This window comes from Pseudomonas sp. QE6, from assembly GCF_041379005.1.
Lineage (GTDB): Bacteria > Pseudomonadota > Gammaproteobacteria > Pseudomonadales > Pseudomonadaceae > Pseudomonas.
Genome location: NZ_CP166873.1, coordinates 344,056 through 359,300 on the forward strand (window position 1 = coordinate 344,056; position 15,245 = coordinate 359,300).

Annotated in this window: 13 protein-coding genes; 5 read left to right on the plus strand and 8 right to left on the minus strand. The window is 67.3% G+C overall.

What is annotated here, in order from left to right:
- Window positions 1-105: 105 nt before the first annotated feature.
- From miaA to ACAW63_RS01655, 5 genes are all read right to left on the minus strand, one after another.
- Window positions 106-1,071 (minus strand): tRNA (adenosine(37)-N6)-dimethylallyltransferase MiaA, encoded by a 966-nt coding sequence (gene miaA / locus ACAW63_RS01635; RefSeq protein WP_371231209.1) that lies wholly within the window; start codon window positions 1,069-1,071, stop codon window positions 106-108.
- A gap of 98 nt (window positions 1,072-1,169) precedes the next feature.
- Window positions 1,170-3,080: a DNA mismatch repair endonuclease MutL gene (gene mutL, locus ACAW63_RS01640; RefSeq protein WP_371231210.1), complete on the minus strand. Its 1,911-nt coding sequence runs from the start codon at window positions 3,078-3,080 to the stop codon at window positions 1,170-1,172.
- Entirely contained in the window at window positions 3,077-4,507 is a 1,431-nt protein-coding gene (gene amiB, locus ACAW63_RS01645) for an N-acetylmuramoyl-L-alanine amidase AmiB (RefSeq protein ID WP_371234545.1), read from the minus strand. Before amiB ends, mutL begins: the two co-directional genes overlap by 4 nt.
- Window positions 4,508-4,515: 8 nt before the next feature.
- Window positions 4,516-4,983 (minus strand): tRNA (adenosine(37)-N6)-threonylcarbamoyltransferase complex ATPase subunit type 1 TsaE, encoded by a 468-nt coding sequence (tsaE, locus tag ACAW63_RS01650; RefSeq protein WP_371231211.1) that lies wholly within the window; start codon window positions 4,981-4,983, stop codon window positions 4,516-4,518.
- Window positions 4,971-6,467, minus strand: a complete 1,497-nt coding sequence (locus ACAW63_RS01655; protein ID WP_371231213.1) for an NAD(P)H-hydrate dehydratase — start codon at window positions 6,465-6,467, stop codon at window positions 4,971-4,973. The genes tsaE and ACAW63_RS01655 overlap by 13 nt, the downstream gene beginning before the upstream one ends.
- Before the next feature lie 103 nt (window positions 6,468-6,570).
- On the opposite strand from ACAW63_RS01655, the gene queG reads away from it, so the two are divergent.
- On the plus strand, window positions 6,571-7,632 hold the full coding sequence (queG, locus tag ACAW63_RS01660) for a tRNA epoxyqueuosine(34) reductase QueG (RefSeq protein ID WP_371231215.1): 1,062 nt from the start codon (window positions 6,571-6,573) through the stop codon (window positions 7,630-7,632).
- A gap of 84 nt (window positions 7,633-7,716) precedes the next feature.
- Here the strand turns inward: queG and orn are convergent, their stop codons facing one another.
- Complete coding sequence (orn, locus tag ACAW63_RS01665; protein ID WP_371231216.1) at window positions 7,717-8,259, minus strand: oligoribonuclease; 543 nt, start codon at window positions 8,257-8,259, stop codon at window positions 7,717-7,719.
- Window positions 8,260-8,348: 89 nt separating this feature from the next.
- Between orn and rsgA the strand changes: the two genes are divergently transcribed.
- Window positions 8,349-9,380 (plus strand): small ribosomal subunit biogenesis GTPase RsgA, encoded by a 1,032-nt coding sequence (rsgA, locus tag ACAW63_RS01670; RefSeq protein ID WP_371231217.1) that lies wholly within the window; start codon window positions 8,349-8,351, stop codon window positions 9,378-9,380.
- A gap of 423 nt (window positions 9,381-9,803) precedes the next feature.
- On the opposite strand, the gene motB is transcribed toward rsgA, so the two are convergent.
- Together motB and motA are read right to left on the minus strand one after the other, a co-directional pair.
- Entirely contained in the window at window positions 9,804-10,865 is a 1,062-nt protein-coding gene (motB, locus tag ACAW63_RS01675; protein ID WP_371231219.1) for a flagellar motor protein MotB, read from the minus strand.
- Window positions 10,866-10,868: 3 nt separating this feature from the next.
- Entirely contained in the window at window positions 10,869-11,720 is an 852-nt protein-coding gene (gene motA, locus ACAW63_RS01680; protein ID WP_275608908.1) for a flagellar motor stator protein MotA, read from the minus strand.
- A 121-nt stretch (window positions 11,721-11,841) separates the two neighbouring features.
- Between motA and ACAW63_RS01685 the strand changes: the two genes are divergently transcribed.
- From ACAW63_RS01685 to asd, 3 genes are all read left to right on the plus strand, one after another.
- The gene (locus ACAW63_RS01685) at window positions 11,842-13,368 is read left to right on the plus strand and encodes an HDOD domain-containing protein (protein ID WP_371231220.1); all 1,527 of its coding nucleotides are present in this window, start codon (window positions 11,842-11,844) and stop codon (window positions 13,366-13,368) included.
- Window positions 13,369-13,504: 136 nt separating this feature from the next.
- On the plus strand, window positions 13,505-14,320 hold the full coding sequence (gene rhdA / locus ACAW63_RS01690; RefSeq protein WP_371231221.1) for a thiosulfate sulfurtransferase: 816 nt from the start codon (window positions 13,505-13,507) through the stop codon (window positions 14,318-14,320).
- Between the two features lie 3 nt (window positions 14,321-14,323).
- Entirely contained in the window at window positions 14,324-15,193 is an 870-nt protein-coding gene (asd, locus tag ACAW63_RS01695; RefSeq protein WP_275608911.1) for an archaetidylserine decarboxylase, read from the plus strand.
- Window positions 15,194-15,245: the final 52 nt, after the last annotated feature.

The window sequence follows — 15,245 nt, forward strand, 5'->3', positions numbered from 1 at the left end:
ATGCCGCACTCCTTGTAAGGGTAAAAAACTGATTTAGTAGTAGTGAATTTGGCTTAACGCCGTCCTGAACCCCAAGGATAGACGGCCGAAATTAAGGTCTCGAGCCTATATGGAGACCGCCTCAAGGTATTTCAAGGCACGCGGCAAATTGTCGCTTGCCTGGCTGTCCAACCAGTGTAGATGGCTCCAGCTACGCAGCCAGGTGAACTGGCGCTTCGCCAGTTGCCGCGTGGCGATGACGCCGCGCTCCACCATCTCAGCGTAGGACAGTTTGCCCTCGAGGTAATCCCATACCTGTCGGTAACCCACCGCCCGTATGGAAGGCAGCCCCGCATGCAAGTCATTTCTTGCGCGGAGGCCTTCGACCTCGGCGATGAAGCCCTGTTCCAGCATCTGGTCAAATCGTTGCGCGATACGCGCGTGCAGTACCTGTCGTTGCAGAGGCGCAATCGCCAGATGGGCGACAGTATACGGCAATTGCCCGCCGCCTTGCGCGCCGAAACCCGCATTTTCACTCGCTTGGCGCTGGCGATGTGCAGTCATGGACATACCGCTTACGCGGTACACCTCCAGTGCCCGGATGAGACGTTGCGGGTCGTTCGGATGGATCCGCGCAGCCGACTCCGGGTCTACTCGCGCCAGCTCCGCGTGCAGGGCGTCCCAGCCTTCGGCCTCGGCCCAGGCTTCCAGCTCGGCGCGCACCGCGGGATCGGCGCTGGGCATGTCGGCCAGGCCTTCCAGTAATGCCTTGAAATACAACATGGTGCCGCCGACCAGCAGCGGAATGCGGCCGGCAGCGGTGATCTCGGCCATCGCAGCCAGGGCATCGGCGCGGAACTCCGCCGCCGAATAGGCCTCGCTGGGGTCGCGGATATCGATCAGGCGGTGCGGAAACTCGGCCAGCACCTCGCGCGAGGGCTTGGCGGTGCCGATATCCATACCGCGATAGATCAGCGCCGAATCGACGCTGATCAGCTCCACCGGCAACAGGCGCGCCAGTTCCAGCGCCAGGTCGGTCTTGCCGGCGGCGGTGGGGCCCATGAGGAAAATCGCGGGAGGCAGGGAGGACATCGGGGGCTCGTTATTACGTACTGCTGGTTATTGCGCGCTGCTGAATCGTTTGGCGCACAGTTTACTGCAGAAAGCTGAACGTCACCTTAGGGGATTTATCAGCGGCCCCGCAGGAACAGCTTGTCCAGTTCGTCGAGCCCCAGTTGCGTCCAGGTCGGGCGGCCGTGGTTGCACTGGCCGCTGCGCTCGGTGATCTCCATGTCGCGCAGCAGACCATTCATCTCCGGCACGGTCAGCCGGCGGTTGGCGCGCACGGCGCCATGGCAGGCCATGGTGCCGAGCAACTCGTTGAGGTGCGCCTGGATGCGGTCGCTGGTGCCGTACTCCAGCAGATCGGCGAGCACGTCGCGCACCAGCTGGGTGGCCTCCGCCTGCTTGAGCAGCGCCGGAATCTGGCGGATCGCCAGGGTTTCCGGGCCGAGCCGCTGCAGTTCGAAGCCCAGCCTGGAGAACCAGCTGCCGTGTTCCTCGGCGCAATCCGCCTCGCGCTCGCTGACCGCGATGGACTCCGGCACCAGCAGCGGCTGGCCGCGCAGGCCTTCGCTGGCCATGGCGGTCTTCAGGCGCTCGTAGGTGATGCGCTCGTGGGCGGCATGCATGTCCACGAGAACCAGCCCATGGGCATTCTCGGCGAGGATATAGATGCCTTTGAGCTGGGCCAGGGCGTAGCCCAGCGGCGGCACGTCCTGGCTGCTTTCCGGCAGCGCCTGCGGCGGCTGGTCGGGCAGCGGCGCGAAGTAGGCCTTGTAGGCGCCCTGGGCTTCCTGGATCGGCGGTATATCCGGGCGCGACTGCGGAGAGCCGTAGCCACCACCGCCCGAGCCAGCAGAGCCGCCCGAGGACGGACTGGGCTGCCAGGCACGCGCGGCGGCCGGAGCTTCCAGCACGGTTTCCGACAGGCGCATCTCGCCCTGCGGGCCGAACTCTCCGGCGGCGGCCCCCGTGGGGCGCGGCACGGTCAGGGTGGTCGCTCCCGGCGGCGCCAGCTGGTCGTCCGGTCGCACTTCAGCCAGCGCCCGGTGCAGGGTGCCGTAGAGGAAGTCGTGGACCATGCGGCTGTCGCGGAAACGCACCTCGTGCTTGGTCGGGTGCACGTTGACGTCCACCACCGACGGATCGACCTCGAAGAACAGCACGAAGGTCGGATGACGGCCGTTGTAAAGCACGTCGCGATAAGCCTGGCGCACCGCGTGGGCGACCAGCTTGTCGCGCACCATGCGGCCGTTCACATAGAAGTACTGCAGGTCCGGCTGGCTGCGCGAGAAGGTCGGCAGGCCGACCCAGCCCCACAGGTGCAGCCCGTTGCGCTCGACCTCGATGGGCATGGCCTGCTCGAGGAAGCCGGAACTGCACACCGCGCCCACGCGGCGGGCGCGGGACGCTTCGTCCTTCGCCTCGTGCAGCGAGAGGATGGTCTTGCCGTTGTGGCGCAGGTGGAAAGCCACATCGAAGCGGGCCAGGGCCAGGCGCTTGATGACTTCCTGCAGGTGATCGAATTCGGTCTTCTCGGCGCGCAGGAACTTGCGTCGCGCCGGGGTATTGAAGAACAGGTCGCGCACTTCGATGCTGGTGCCCACCGGGTGCGCCGCCGGCTGCACGCGCGGCTCCATGTCGCGCCCCTCGACCTCGACCTGCCAGGCCTGTTCCGCATCGGCGGTACGGGAGGTCAGGGTCAGACGCGAAACGGAACTGATCGAGGCCAGTGCTTCGCCGCGGAAGCCCAGGCTCATCACCCGCTCCAGGTCTTCCAGTTCGCGGATCTTGCTGGTGGCGTGGCGCGCCAGGGCCAGCGGCAGGTCCTCGGCGGGAATGCCGCTGCCGTCGTCACGCACGCGCAGCAGCTTCACGCCGCCCTGTTCGACCTCGACGTCGATGCGCTTGGCGCCGGCGTCGAGGCAGTTTTCCAGCAGCTCCTTGATGACCGAGGCGGGTCGCTCGACCACCTCGCCAGCGGCAATCTGGTTGGCCAGCCGCGGCGTCAGCAGCTGGATACGACGCAATTCGCTCATTGTTGGGACGCCAGGGCAGTGCCCGGAATCTTCAGTACCTGGCCGGCCTTCAGGCTGTCGGTCTTGAGATCGTTGGCACTGCGGATGGAAGCGGTGCTCACGTCATAGCGGCTGGCGATCATGCCCAGGCTTTCGCCGGGACGCACCACGTGCTCGCGCGGGCCGGTAGGAAGCTGGCCGCCGTCGCGCAGCGAAGCGATGTAGGTGCCCGGCGGCGGCGTCTGCACGAAGTACTGGCGAACACCGCCGGCAATGGAGCGCGCCAGGGCCTGCTGGTGGGAGGCGCTGGAGAGCTTCTGCGATTCATTGGGGTTGGAGATGAAGCCGGTTTCCACCAGGATCGACGGGATGTCCGGGGACTTCAGCACCATGAAGCCGGCCTGTTCCACGCGCCGCTTGTGCAGCGAGGTCACCCGGCCGACGTTGGTCAGCACCTTGTGGCCGACATCGAGGCTGGAGGACATGGTGGCGGTCATCGACAGGTCGAGCAGCACGCCGGCGAGCATCTTGTCCTTGTCGTCCAGGTTCACGCCGCCATCACCGCCGATCAGGTCGGAGCGGTTTTCGCTGTCGGCCAGCCAGCGCGCAGTCTCGGAGGTCGCACCACGATCGGACAGGGCGAACACCGATGCACCGAAGGCGCTGCGGCTGGGCGCGGCGTCGGCGTGAATGGAGACGAACAGGTCGGCGCCCTTCTTGCGGGCAATGGCGGTACGCCCGCGCAGCGGGATGAAATAGTCGCCGGTGCGGGTCAGCTCCGCGCGGAAGCCTTTCATCTGGTTGATCTGGCGCTGCAGTTCACGGGCGATCGCCAGGGTGATGTTCTTCTCGTGCAGGCCATTCGGGCCGAGGGCTCCCGGGTCTTCACCGCCATGACCGGCGTCGATGGCGATGACGATGTCGCGCTTGCCGCCGCTGCTGGGCGCAGGAATCTTGGTCACCGACTGGACGGGGCTGACCGGCGCGGCGGGTACGTTCGGTGTCGGCGTGGCGGGAACGTCCGGCGCGATGTCGGCGCCCTGGTCGTACAGGTCGACGACCAGGCGGTTGCCGTATTGCTGGTTCGGTGCCAGCACGAAGCTCTTGGGTGTGACCGGGTTCTTCAGGTCCAGCACCAGGCGCAGGTCGGTGGGCGAGCGCTGGGCGGCGCGCACCGAGGTGATCGGCGTGTTATTGAGCTTGAGCTTGTCCAGCGCCGTGGACATCTGGGCGCCATTGATATCGACGACGATGCGGTTGGGCGCACTGAGCGTGAACAGGCTGTGCTGCACCGGCCCGGAAAGATCGAACACCAGCCGGGTGTTGTCTGGAGCCCGCCAGATGCGGACGCTCTTGATTTGCGTGGCGGCAAAAGCCTCGCCGGCAATCATTGCCAGCAAAACAGTCATCCCCGTGAACAACGCCCGCAGGCGCAACCCCCAACCCATCTTTTTTCTCATGCTCCCGTGGCCAGGGCGGCACACCAGGCTTCGCCCCGCATACCTTGCGGCGTCAGGCGCAGCATGCGACCGCCCGCATGGGGACTAATGGTAATGTCCATGTCGGCCTTTGGCAAAATGCCTGTGCCCCGTTCAGCCCACTCGATCAGGCACAGGGCATCCCCTTCGAAGTAGTCGCGGATGCCGAGGAATTCCAGCTCTTCCGGATCGGCCAGGCGGTACAGGTCGAAGTGAAAGGCACGGATGTCGCCGATCTCGTAAGGCTCGACCAGGGTGAAGGTGGGGCTCTTCACCGCCCCGCCATGGCCCAGCCCCCGCAGGATGCCGCGCGACAACGTGGTCTTGCCCGCTCCCAGGTCGCCGTGCAGATAGATCACCCCGCGCCCGCCGGTCGCCTCGGCGATACGGCGGCCAAGGTCGTACATGGCCTCTTCGCCCTCGGCGAACAGATTCAGTTCAGGCATGGGCTGAGCTCCTCGAGCAACTGACGAACGGCAGGAATCAGATCGGTGGCGGCCAGCCCCCGCCCCAGCGGACCGAGCGACTCGCCGGCGCGGGCGTGGAGCCAGACGGCCAGGCAGGCCGCATCATAAACAGGCAGGCCCTGCGCCAGCAGCGCGCCGAGAATGCCGGAGAGCACATCGCCCAGCCCGGCGCCCGCCATGGCCGGATGGCCGTGGCTGCACAGCGCCAGCCGCCCGTCCGGAGCGGCGACCAGGCTGCCGACACCCTTGAGCACCACGACCGCCTGGTACCGTCGCGCCAGCGCGTGGGCGGCTTTCGGCCGGTCGGCCTGGACGTCGGCGGTGGAGAGGCCGAGCAGTCGCGCAGCCTCGGCCGGATGCGGGGTCATCACCCAGTCGCCGGAAGGGCGCGAAACCAGGCCCTCCGCCAGCAGATTGAGGGCATCGGCATCCCAGGCCTGAATGCGCTCCAGGCTGGCCGCTGCACTGACCAGCACCCGCCCCCAGGCCTCGCGGCCAACGCCCGGCCCCACCACCAGCACGCTGGCCCGTTCGGCCAGGCGCAGCAGTTCGGCAGACGAGGAAACGCCGCGCGCCATCAGCTCCGGGCGGCGGGCCAGGGCGGCGGGCACATGGGCTGCGCGGGTCGCCAGGGACACCAGCCCGGCACCGCAGCGCAGCGCACTCTCGGCGGCCAGCAGGACCGCGCCACCCATGCCGGTATCGCCGCCGATCACCAGCGCATGGCCGAACAGGCCCTTGTGCGCGGCCTTCGGGCGCGCCGCCAGACGCGGGAGCGAGGCAGGCGCGAGACGGCGGGCAACGCAGTCATCGGGGATCAGCGCCGGGTCGGCGTCCAGGCCGTCGAATACCCGTTCGCCACACTGGTCCGGCCCGCTTGCGGTAAACAGCCCCACCTTGAGGCCGATGAAGGTCACGGTCAGGTCGGCGCGAACGGCGCAGCCCAGCACCTGGCCGGTATCCGCACTGAGGCCGGAGGGGATATCCACCGCCAGCACCGGCAGGCCGCTGGCGTTGACCGCCGCGATGGCCGAGGCGTAAGGCTCGCGCACCTCGCCACCGAGGCCGGTGCCCAGCAGCGCGTCCACCAGCACACCGCGCAGCTCGGCGCGGTCACTCCAGGCCTCGATATCCACGCCGACCGAACGCGCTTCGCCATGGGCCGAGGCAGCGTCGCCGGACAGGCGCGAGACATCCCCCACCGCCAGCACCCGCACGCGCCAGCCGGCGCGCAGGGCCAGGGCGGCGATCAGGTAGCCATCGCCGGCGTTGTTGCCGTGACCGGCCAGCACGGTGATCTCGCCGGCATCCGGCCATTGGCGACGCAGGGCGCGCCAGGCGGCGTGGGCGGCGCGGCGCATCAGCTCGAAGCCGGGGGTGCCGGCGGCGATCAGGCGCGCGTCGAGGTCGCGCACCTGCTGGGCGCTGTACAGATTCAGGGGCAGATCGTCGTAGGCAGTCATCGCTGTTCCGGGCGGCAGAATGTGTCGCCTTGGCGCGCGGACGGGCCGGCGCCGGCAAGGTCTGGCAGAATTATACCTACCCGGACTGCGCTTTCCCGCCCCCATGCACGATTCGACGCTCGACTATGAAGACCTCGCCCGCTCCATCAAGGACTGGGGGCGCGAACTCGGCTTCCAGCAGGTCGGCATCGCCGGCCTCGACCTTGCGGAGCACGGCGCGCACCTGCAGCGCTGGCTGGAGGCGGGCTACCACGGCGAGATGGACTACATGGGCGCCCACGGCAGCAAGCGCTGGCGGCCGGACGAACTGGTACCCGGCACGCTGCGGGTGATCTCGCTGCGCATGGACTACCTGCCCGGCGACACCCGCATGGCGCAGGTACTGGGCAACCCGGAGAAGGCCTACGTCTCGCGCTACGCCCTGGGCCGCGACTACCACAAGCTGATCCGCAAGCGCCTGCAGCAACTGGCCGAACGCATCCAGCAACGGATCGGCCCGTTCGGCTTCCGCGCCTTCGTCGACAGCGCGCCGGTACTGGAGAAGGCCATCGCCGAGCAATCGGGCCTGGGCTGGATCGGCAAGAACACCCTGGTGCTCAACCGCAAGGCCGGCAGCTACTTCTTCCTTGGCGAACTGTTCACCGACCTGCCGTTGCCGATCGATCCGCCACACGGCACCGAGCATTGCGGGCGTTGCTCGGCCTGCCTGGACATCTGCCCTACCGCCGCCTTCGTCGCGCCCTACGTGCTGGACGCGCGGCGCTGCATTTCCTACCTGACCATCGAGCTGAAGGGCGCGATCCCGGAGGAGCTGCGCCCGCTGATCGGCAACCGCGTGTTCGGCTGCGACGATTGCCAGATGGTCTGCCCGTGGAACCGCTTCGCCCGCGCCACCGACCAGGGCGATTTCCAACCGCGCCACAGTCTGGACAACGCCGCGCTGGCGGAGCTGTTCCTGTGGACGGAGGAGGAATTCCTCAGCCGCACCGAAGGCTCGCCGTTGCGGCGTGCCGGTTATGAACGCTGGCTGCGGAACCTGGCGGTGGGCCTGGGCAACGCGCCCTCCACGATTCCGGTGATCGAGGCGCTGAAGGCGCGCCGGGAGTTCCCGTCGGAACTGGTGCGCGAACATGTGGAGTGGGCGCTGGGCCGGCACAACGTTTGACGCGAAGGCTTTTCGTAGGAGCGAGCTTGCTCGCGAACAGCCCCGCAGCGGAGGTTGTTCGCGAGCAGGCTCGCTCCTACAAGATCAGACCTTGATGAAATGCTCGCGGTAGTAACGCAGCTCGGCGATGGACTCGCGGATGTCGTCCAGGGCCAGGTGGGTGTTGCCCTTCTTGAAGCCGTCACGCACCTGCGGGGCCCAGCGCGCGGCCAGTTCCTTGAGGGTGGAGACGTCGAGGTTGCGGTAGTGGAAGTAGCCTTCCAGCTTCGGCATGTAGCGGTAGAGGAAGCGGCGGTCCTGGCAGATGCTGTTGCCGCAGATCGGCGAGCTGCGCTTGGGCACCCACTTCTCCAGGAAGGCCAGGGTCATGGCTTCGGCCTCGGCGGCGGAGATGGTGCTTTCGCGCACGCGCTGGGTCAGGCCGGACTGGCCGTGCTGGCGGGTGTTCCACTCGTCCATGCCGGCGAGCAGCGCCTCGCTCTGGTGCACCGCGATCACCGGGCCTTCCTCGAGAATGTTGAGATCGCTGTCGGTGACGATGGTCGCCATCTCGATGATGACGTCCTTGTCCGGGTCCAGACCGGTCATTTCCAGGTCGATCCAGATCAGGTTCTGTGGGTTCTGCATGATGGGGCTCCTCAGCTCAGCCCTCTAGTTTAGCGGGAAGCGGGCATACGCATGCTAAACTCCGCGGCGATTTTCCCTGTGGATACCCTATGGCCAAGCGTCACCTCACCCGCCGGCAGAGCTGGCGGATCGAAAAAGTCCAGGAAGAGCGCGCTGCCCGCGCGGCCAAGCGCGAATCGCGCGTCCTGGAGGAACTGGAAGGCGGCGACCTCGGCCCGGAGCAGACCGGCCAGGTGATTGCCCATTTCGGGGTGCAGGTGGAAGTCGAGGCGCTCGAAGGCGACCACGCGGGCCAGGTGTTCCGCTGCCACCTGCGCGCCAACCTGCCGACGCTGGTGACCGGCGACCAGGTGGTCTGGCGCCCCGGCAACCAGGGCATCGGCGTGATCGTCGCGCAACTGCCGCGCAGCTCCGAGCTGTGCCGTCCGGACATGCGCGGCGTGCTCAAGCCAGTGGCGGCCAACGTCGATCGCATCGTGATCGTCTTCGCCCCGCGCCCGGAACCGCACGCCAATCTGATCGACCGCTACCTGGTGGCCGCCGAGCATGCCGGCATCAAGCCGCTGCTGCTGCTGAACAAGGCCGACCTGATCGACGAGGAAAACGCCCCCTTCATCGACAGCCTGCTGGGCACCTACCGTGAACTGGGCTATCCGCTGCTGGAGGTCTCGGCTTTCAACGGCCTGGCGATGGATTCCCTGCGCGCCGCGCTGAACGAGCACGTCAGCGTGTTCGTCGGCCAGTCCGGGGTCGGCAAGTCGTCGCTGGTGAACGCGCTGCTGCCGGGCGTAGACACCCGCGTCGGCGACCTCTCGGAAGTCACCGGCAAGGGCACCCACACCACCACCACCGCGCGGCTGTTCCACTTCCCCGCCGGTGGCGACCTGATCGACTCCCCCGGCATCCGCGAATTCGGCCTGGTCCATGTGAGCCGCGACGATGTCGAAGCCGGCTTCATCGAATTCCACGACCTGCTCGGCCACTGCCGCTTCCGCGACTGCAAGCACGACCGCGAGCCGGGCTGCGCGCTGCTCAAGGCCCTGGAAGAAGGACGGATCTCACCGCAGCGGATGGCCAGCTACCGGCACATCCTCGCCAGCCTGCCGGAAGACGAGTACTGATTCGCGGATAAAGCCTTCCGCTTTATTCGCCCTGCACTATTAGGTAGGAGTTCCCTTGTAGGAGCGGAGCTTCTCCGCGAAATCCCGGCGAAGCCGGGACATCCTTTGGCGGCCTGATCGCCGGCCTATCGGCCGGATCGCGGACAAGGTCCGTTCCTACGAGATGCATCTGCGCTCGGGTTGGCCCTCACCCTAACCCTCTCCCAGGGGAGAGGGGACCGTCCGGTGCAGGATGAAACTACTCTGTCAGCCGGCACGATCTGGCTCCCTCTCCCTGAGGGAGAGGGCCGGGGTGAGGGGGAAAGCCCTGGCACAGATTCAGCCGGGACAAGACAGTTGCTCCTACGAAAGCCCGCGCTGCCTACCTCATCGCGCGCATGCCACCCACAAAAAGGCCAGCTTCTCAGCTGGCCTTTTCGTTTCTTACTGCTGCTTGTTCAGCTCGTCGAGCTTCAGCGTGCCGCCGTCGTCGAACAGATTGAGCTTCTGCTTCAACTGGTCCGCCGGCAGCGGCTCACCCTGCCCGGCTGCCGGCTGCGCGGGTGCAGCGTTGGGCTGGGCGTCGCCTGGAGCTGCAGGAGCGGCGGCGCCATCGGCGGGCTTGCCCGCACCGCCATCCTGCCCCTCGATGGCGCGCTGGGCCTTCTTGGTCAGGACGATGATGTCGATGCGGCGGTTCACCGGGTTCAGCGGCTGGTCGCGGTCGAACAGCGCCGACGATGCATAGCCCACCACGCGGGCGATCTGGTCTTCCGGATAACCGCCTGCCTCCAGCGCGCGGCGCGCGGCGTTGGCGCGGTTGGCGGAGAGCTCCCAGTTGCCGAACTCGCCATTGCCGGCGTACGGCTTGGCATCGGTATGGCCGCTGATGCTGATCTTGTTCGGCACCTGTTTGATGGTCTCGGCCAGCGCCAGCAGGATGTCCTCGAAGTACGGCTGCAGGCGCGCGCTGCCCAGGTCGAACATCGGCCGATTGTCCGAGTCGACGATCTGGATGCGCAGGCCGTCCTGGGTGATCTCGAACAGGATCTGGTCCTTGAAGCGCTTGAGCGTGGGGTTCTCGTCGACCTTGTTCTGCAACTCCTGCAGCAACAGTTCCAGGCGCTCCTTCTCCAGCTTCTCGGCGATGTTCTCCGCCTGCTCGGGATTGACCTTGGCCTCGTCCTGCGGGCTGACGCGGGTTTCGTCCGCCTCGGGCTGCGCCTGGACCTGCGGGTTCAGGGTCTTGTCCGGCGCGGGAGTCGGCGTGCCGCCCAGGTCGATCACATAGGGACTGGCGCTCTCGGTGAAACCGATCGGATCCTGGAAATAACCGGAAATAGCCTTCTTCTGCTCCGGCGTAGCCGAGGACAACAGCCAGAGCACCAGGAAGAACGCCATCATGGCGGTGGCGAAGTCGGCGAAGGCGATCTTCCAGGAACCGCCATGGTGGCCCGCGGCGTAGCGCTTGACGCGCTTGACGATGATCGGCTGGTTGTTATCCATCGTTTAGCGACCGCGCACAGCCTGCTCCAGCTCCGCAAAGCTGGGACGATGCGCCGGCAGCAGCACCTTGCGGCCGAACTCCACGGCCAGCGACGGCGGCATGCCCGAGGCGGAGGCGACCAGGCAGGCCTTGATGGCTTCGTAGAGGTTCAGCTCTTCCTTGGCGTCATGCTCCAGGGCGTTGGACAGCGGGCCGACGAAACCGTAGGCGGCGAGAATACCGAGGAAGGTACCCACCAGCGCCGCGGCAACGTGGTGGCCGATCTCGGCCTGGCTGCCCTGGCCGAGCAGCGCCATGGTGATCACAATGCCGAGCACCGCGGCGACGATACCGAAGCCCGGCAGGCCGTCGGCGACACGGGTTACCGCGTGGGCGGGATGCTCCAGGTCTTCCTTGAGGCTGCCCAGTTCCATGTCGAACAGGCCTTCCAGCTCATGGGGCGCCATGTTGCCGGAGGACATGATGCGCAGGTAATCACAGATGTAGGCGGTCATGCGGTCGTCCTTGAGCACCGCCGGGTACTTGCTGAAGATCGGGCTGGCGCCCGGATCCTCGACGTCCGCCTCGATCGCCATCATGCCCTCGCGGCGGCTCTTGTTGAGCACCTCGTAGAGCATGCCCAGCACCTCCAGGTAGAAGGTGTGGGTGAAGCGGTTGCTGAACATCTTCGGCGCCTTCTTGAGCACCGTCATGAAGGTGCTGCCCGGGTTCGCCTGGAGGAAGGCGCCCAGGGCCGCACCGCCGATGATCAGCACTTCGAACGGCTGGATGATGGCCGCGATCTTGCCGCCGGAGAGCAGATATCCGCCGAGTACGCTGCCCAGGATGACGATGATGCCGATGATTTTTGACATGGGGACCGGACTGAAACTGTGAACAGAATGAGAGGCATGATTCCCGCCTCCCTGTTGTTATCGGAGATTTCGGGCAAGACTATAGGCCGAAAACACTAAAAACCAGTTCGGCGCCTCACGCATGCCCAAACCCGTGCCTACCCCAGAGCGTCTCGCGGAATGGCTCTCCCTGCTGGAAGAGCTGCCGCTGCCCGTCCCCCAGGAGCACCGCGACGAGATTCGCCGGGCGCTGAACGACAGTCGTCGCTCGATCCGCGACATCTCCGACCTGCTGCAGGACTGTCCGACCCTGGCCCTGGCCATCCTGCGCGAGGCCAACCGCGCCCAGAGCGCCCAGGACAATCCGGCGGAAAGCCTGGAAGTCGCCCTCAATCGTCTGGGACTGGCGCGCGTCACCCAATTGCTCGATCGCCTGCCAGCGTTGCCCGAGGCACAGATGCCCCGCGCACTGAGCCAGTTGTTGCTGATCAGCCGCCACGCCATGCAGCAGGCCAGCGGCCTGTTCGCCAACCGCCTGGCGCGGCTCTGGCAGGAGATCCACTGGGGCAGCCTGTTCACCCTCGCCCCGCTCTGGGCATTGGCCACGGCCCGCCCGGAACTGCTGGAGGCCTGGCAACGCCAGGTCTACGGCCTGGGCCGCTGCAGCAGCGAGGTCGAGCAGGAGCTGCTCGGCACCCGCCTGCTACCGCTGTGCCGAGCGCTGGCCGAGCGCTGGCGACTGCCGGACTGGGTCGCCCAGGGCTACGCCCTGCTCAGCGATGACAAGCGCCTGCTGGTGCGCGCCCTGCACGTGGCCCACACCGAAACCCGGCCGCTGGGCCAGCAACAGCGCCTGGATGCCGACCCGGAACTGCAACGCTGGCTGACCCGCCCAGCCAACACCATTCTGCTGGCCAACAGCCTAGCGACAGCCGCCCATCAATCCTGGGGCGGCGTACACATGCTGCGTTGGCAACGCCTGACCAGCCTCTATCTGCAAATGCCACTGGAAGACCTGCAACAGACCGTCCACGGCCTGGCCGCGCAGAGTGCCCGCCGGCATGCCCGGCCGCAGCTCTGGCACCCGGCCGAAGCCCTGCTCTGGCCCTGGGACGCCCGCCGCTGGCTCAACGGTCCGAAGTCCGAGGAGCCGGCCAAGGCACCCGACACCCTCGCCCAATGGCGCCAGCACTGCGCGCGCCTGCTGCAGGCGCCCAGCCCGTTCGGCAACGCTCTGCAGTTGCTCGACTGCGCCGAATCGGCGCTGCAGGCCTGCGGACTGCAACGCGGCCTGATCCTGCTGGCCGACAAGGCTGGCAGCTGGCTGCAGACTCGCCGGCACTTCGGGCTCGCGGCGGAGGCCGGCGAACTCAAGCTGGAAGTCGCCGCCAGCCCGCTGCTGCGCAAACTCCTGCAACAACCCGGACAGCTGCGTCTGAGTCCGGCGAACATGGCCGACTTTTCCGCCGTGCTGCCCGGCGCGCTGAAGGCGCTGCTGCCCAGCGAACACCTGCTGCTGCGCTCACTGGGCAACGGCAGCCGGGTAGTCATGCTGCTGGCCGCCGACCGCAACGGTCAGCCGCTGGGCGACCTGCACGCCCAGGCCTTCGGCCGCACCGCGCAGTGCATCGAACATGCCGTCCGGCAGATGTCCCGCGGCGCCTCCTGAGCCGCGGCGATTGCCGGGATTTCCGGTACACTTGCGTCCCCTTTAGACTATCGCCCCTCAATGGGCAGCCCAGGGCCGCCAGCTCACGCCGCCGCCATCATCACGGTGGGCCGTCCGCCGTACCGGGAGACTCGACATGTCCGCCTTCTCCGCTCTGCCCCTGGTGATCGAACCGGCTGACCTCGCCAGCCGTCTCGACGCCCCCGAACTGATCCTGGTCGACCTGACCAGCGCCGCGCGCTACGCCGAAGGCCACATCCCCGGCGCCCGCTTCGTCGCCCCGGCGCGTACCCAGCTGGGCGGCACCCCGGCGCCCGGCCTGCTGCCGGCCAAGGCCGACCTCGAAGCGCTGTTCGGCGAGCTGGGCCACAACCCCGATGCCGTCTACGTGGTCTACGACGACGAAGGCGGCGGCTGGGCCGGCCGCTTCATCTGGCTGCTGGACGTGATCGGCCACCACCAGTACCACTATGTCGACGGCGGCCTGCACGCCTGGCTCGCCGATGGCCTGCCGCTGAGCCAGGAAGTCCCGGCGTCGGCCGGTGACCCGTTGCCGCTGACCCTGCACGACGAGCCCACCGCCACCCGCGAATATCTGCAAAGCCGCCTGGGCGCTGCCGACCTGGCCATCTGGGACGCGCGCAACCCCAGCGAGTACAGCGGGCAGAAAGTCCTCGCCGCGAAGGGCGGGCACGTGCCCGGCGCCGTCAATTTCGAATGGACCGCCGGCATGGACCCGGCCCGCGCCCTGCGCATCCGTACCGATATGCCGCAGATTCTGAAGAACCTGGGCATCACCCCGGACAAGGAAGTGATCACCCACTGCCAGACCCACCACCGCTCCGGCTTCACCTACCTGGTGGCCAAGGCCCTCGGCTATCCGCGGGTCAAGGGCTACGCCGGCTCCTGGTCGGAATGGGGCAACCACCCCGACACCCCTGTAGAGGTTTAAGGAATGTCGTTCAAAGATCGTCTGTTCATCCTCGCCCAGTACCTGCTGCCGCATCACCTGCTGTCGCGCCTGATCGGCTGCGCCGCCGAATGCCGCGCCCCCTGGTTCAAGGATCGCCTGATTCCCTGGTTCGCCCGCCGCTACCAGGTGGACATGCGCGAAGCCCAGGTCGAGGACCTGCGCGCCTATGAGCACTTCAACGCCTTCTTCACCCGCGCCCTGAAAGACGGCGCCCGTCCGCTGGACGAGAGCGAAGGCAGCGTGCTCAGCCCCGCCGACGGCGCCATCAGCCAGCTCGGCCCGATCGAGCACGGCCGCGTGTTCCAGGCCAAGGGCCACAGCTACAGCCTGATGGAACTGCTGGGCGGCGACGCCGAGCGCGCCGCGCCCTTCATGGGCGGCGAATTCGCCACCGTCTACCTGTCGCCCAAGGACTACCACCGCGTGCACATGCCGCTGGCCGGCACCCTGCGCGAGATGGTCTACGTGCCGGGCCGGCTGTTCTCGGTGAACCAGCTGACCGCCGAGCAGGTACCGGAGCTGTTCGCCCGCAACGAGCGCGTGGTGTGCATCTTCGACACCGAGCGCGGGCCGATGGCCGTGGTGCTGGTGGGCGCGATGATCGTCGCCTCCATCGAGACCGTCTGGGCCGGCCTGGTGACGCCGCCCAAGCGCGAGCTGAAGACCTTCTCCTACGGCGAAGCGGCCCGCGCGCCGATCCACCTGGAGAAAGGCGCCGAACTGGGCCGCTTCAAGCTGGGCTCCACCGCCATCGTCCTGTTCGGACCCGAGCAGGTCAGCTGGGCCGAGAACCTCGCAGCCACCAGCCCGGTCCGCATGGGCCAGCGCCTGGGTGGCGCGCGCCAGGGCTGACGCCCGCTTGCCATAAGGCGGGCGGCCAACGAGCCGCCCGCCACTGCTTTTT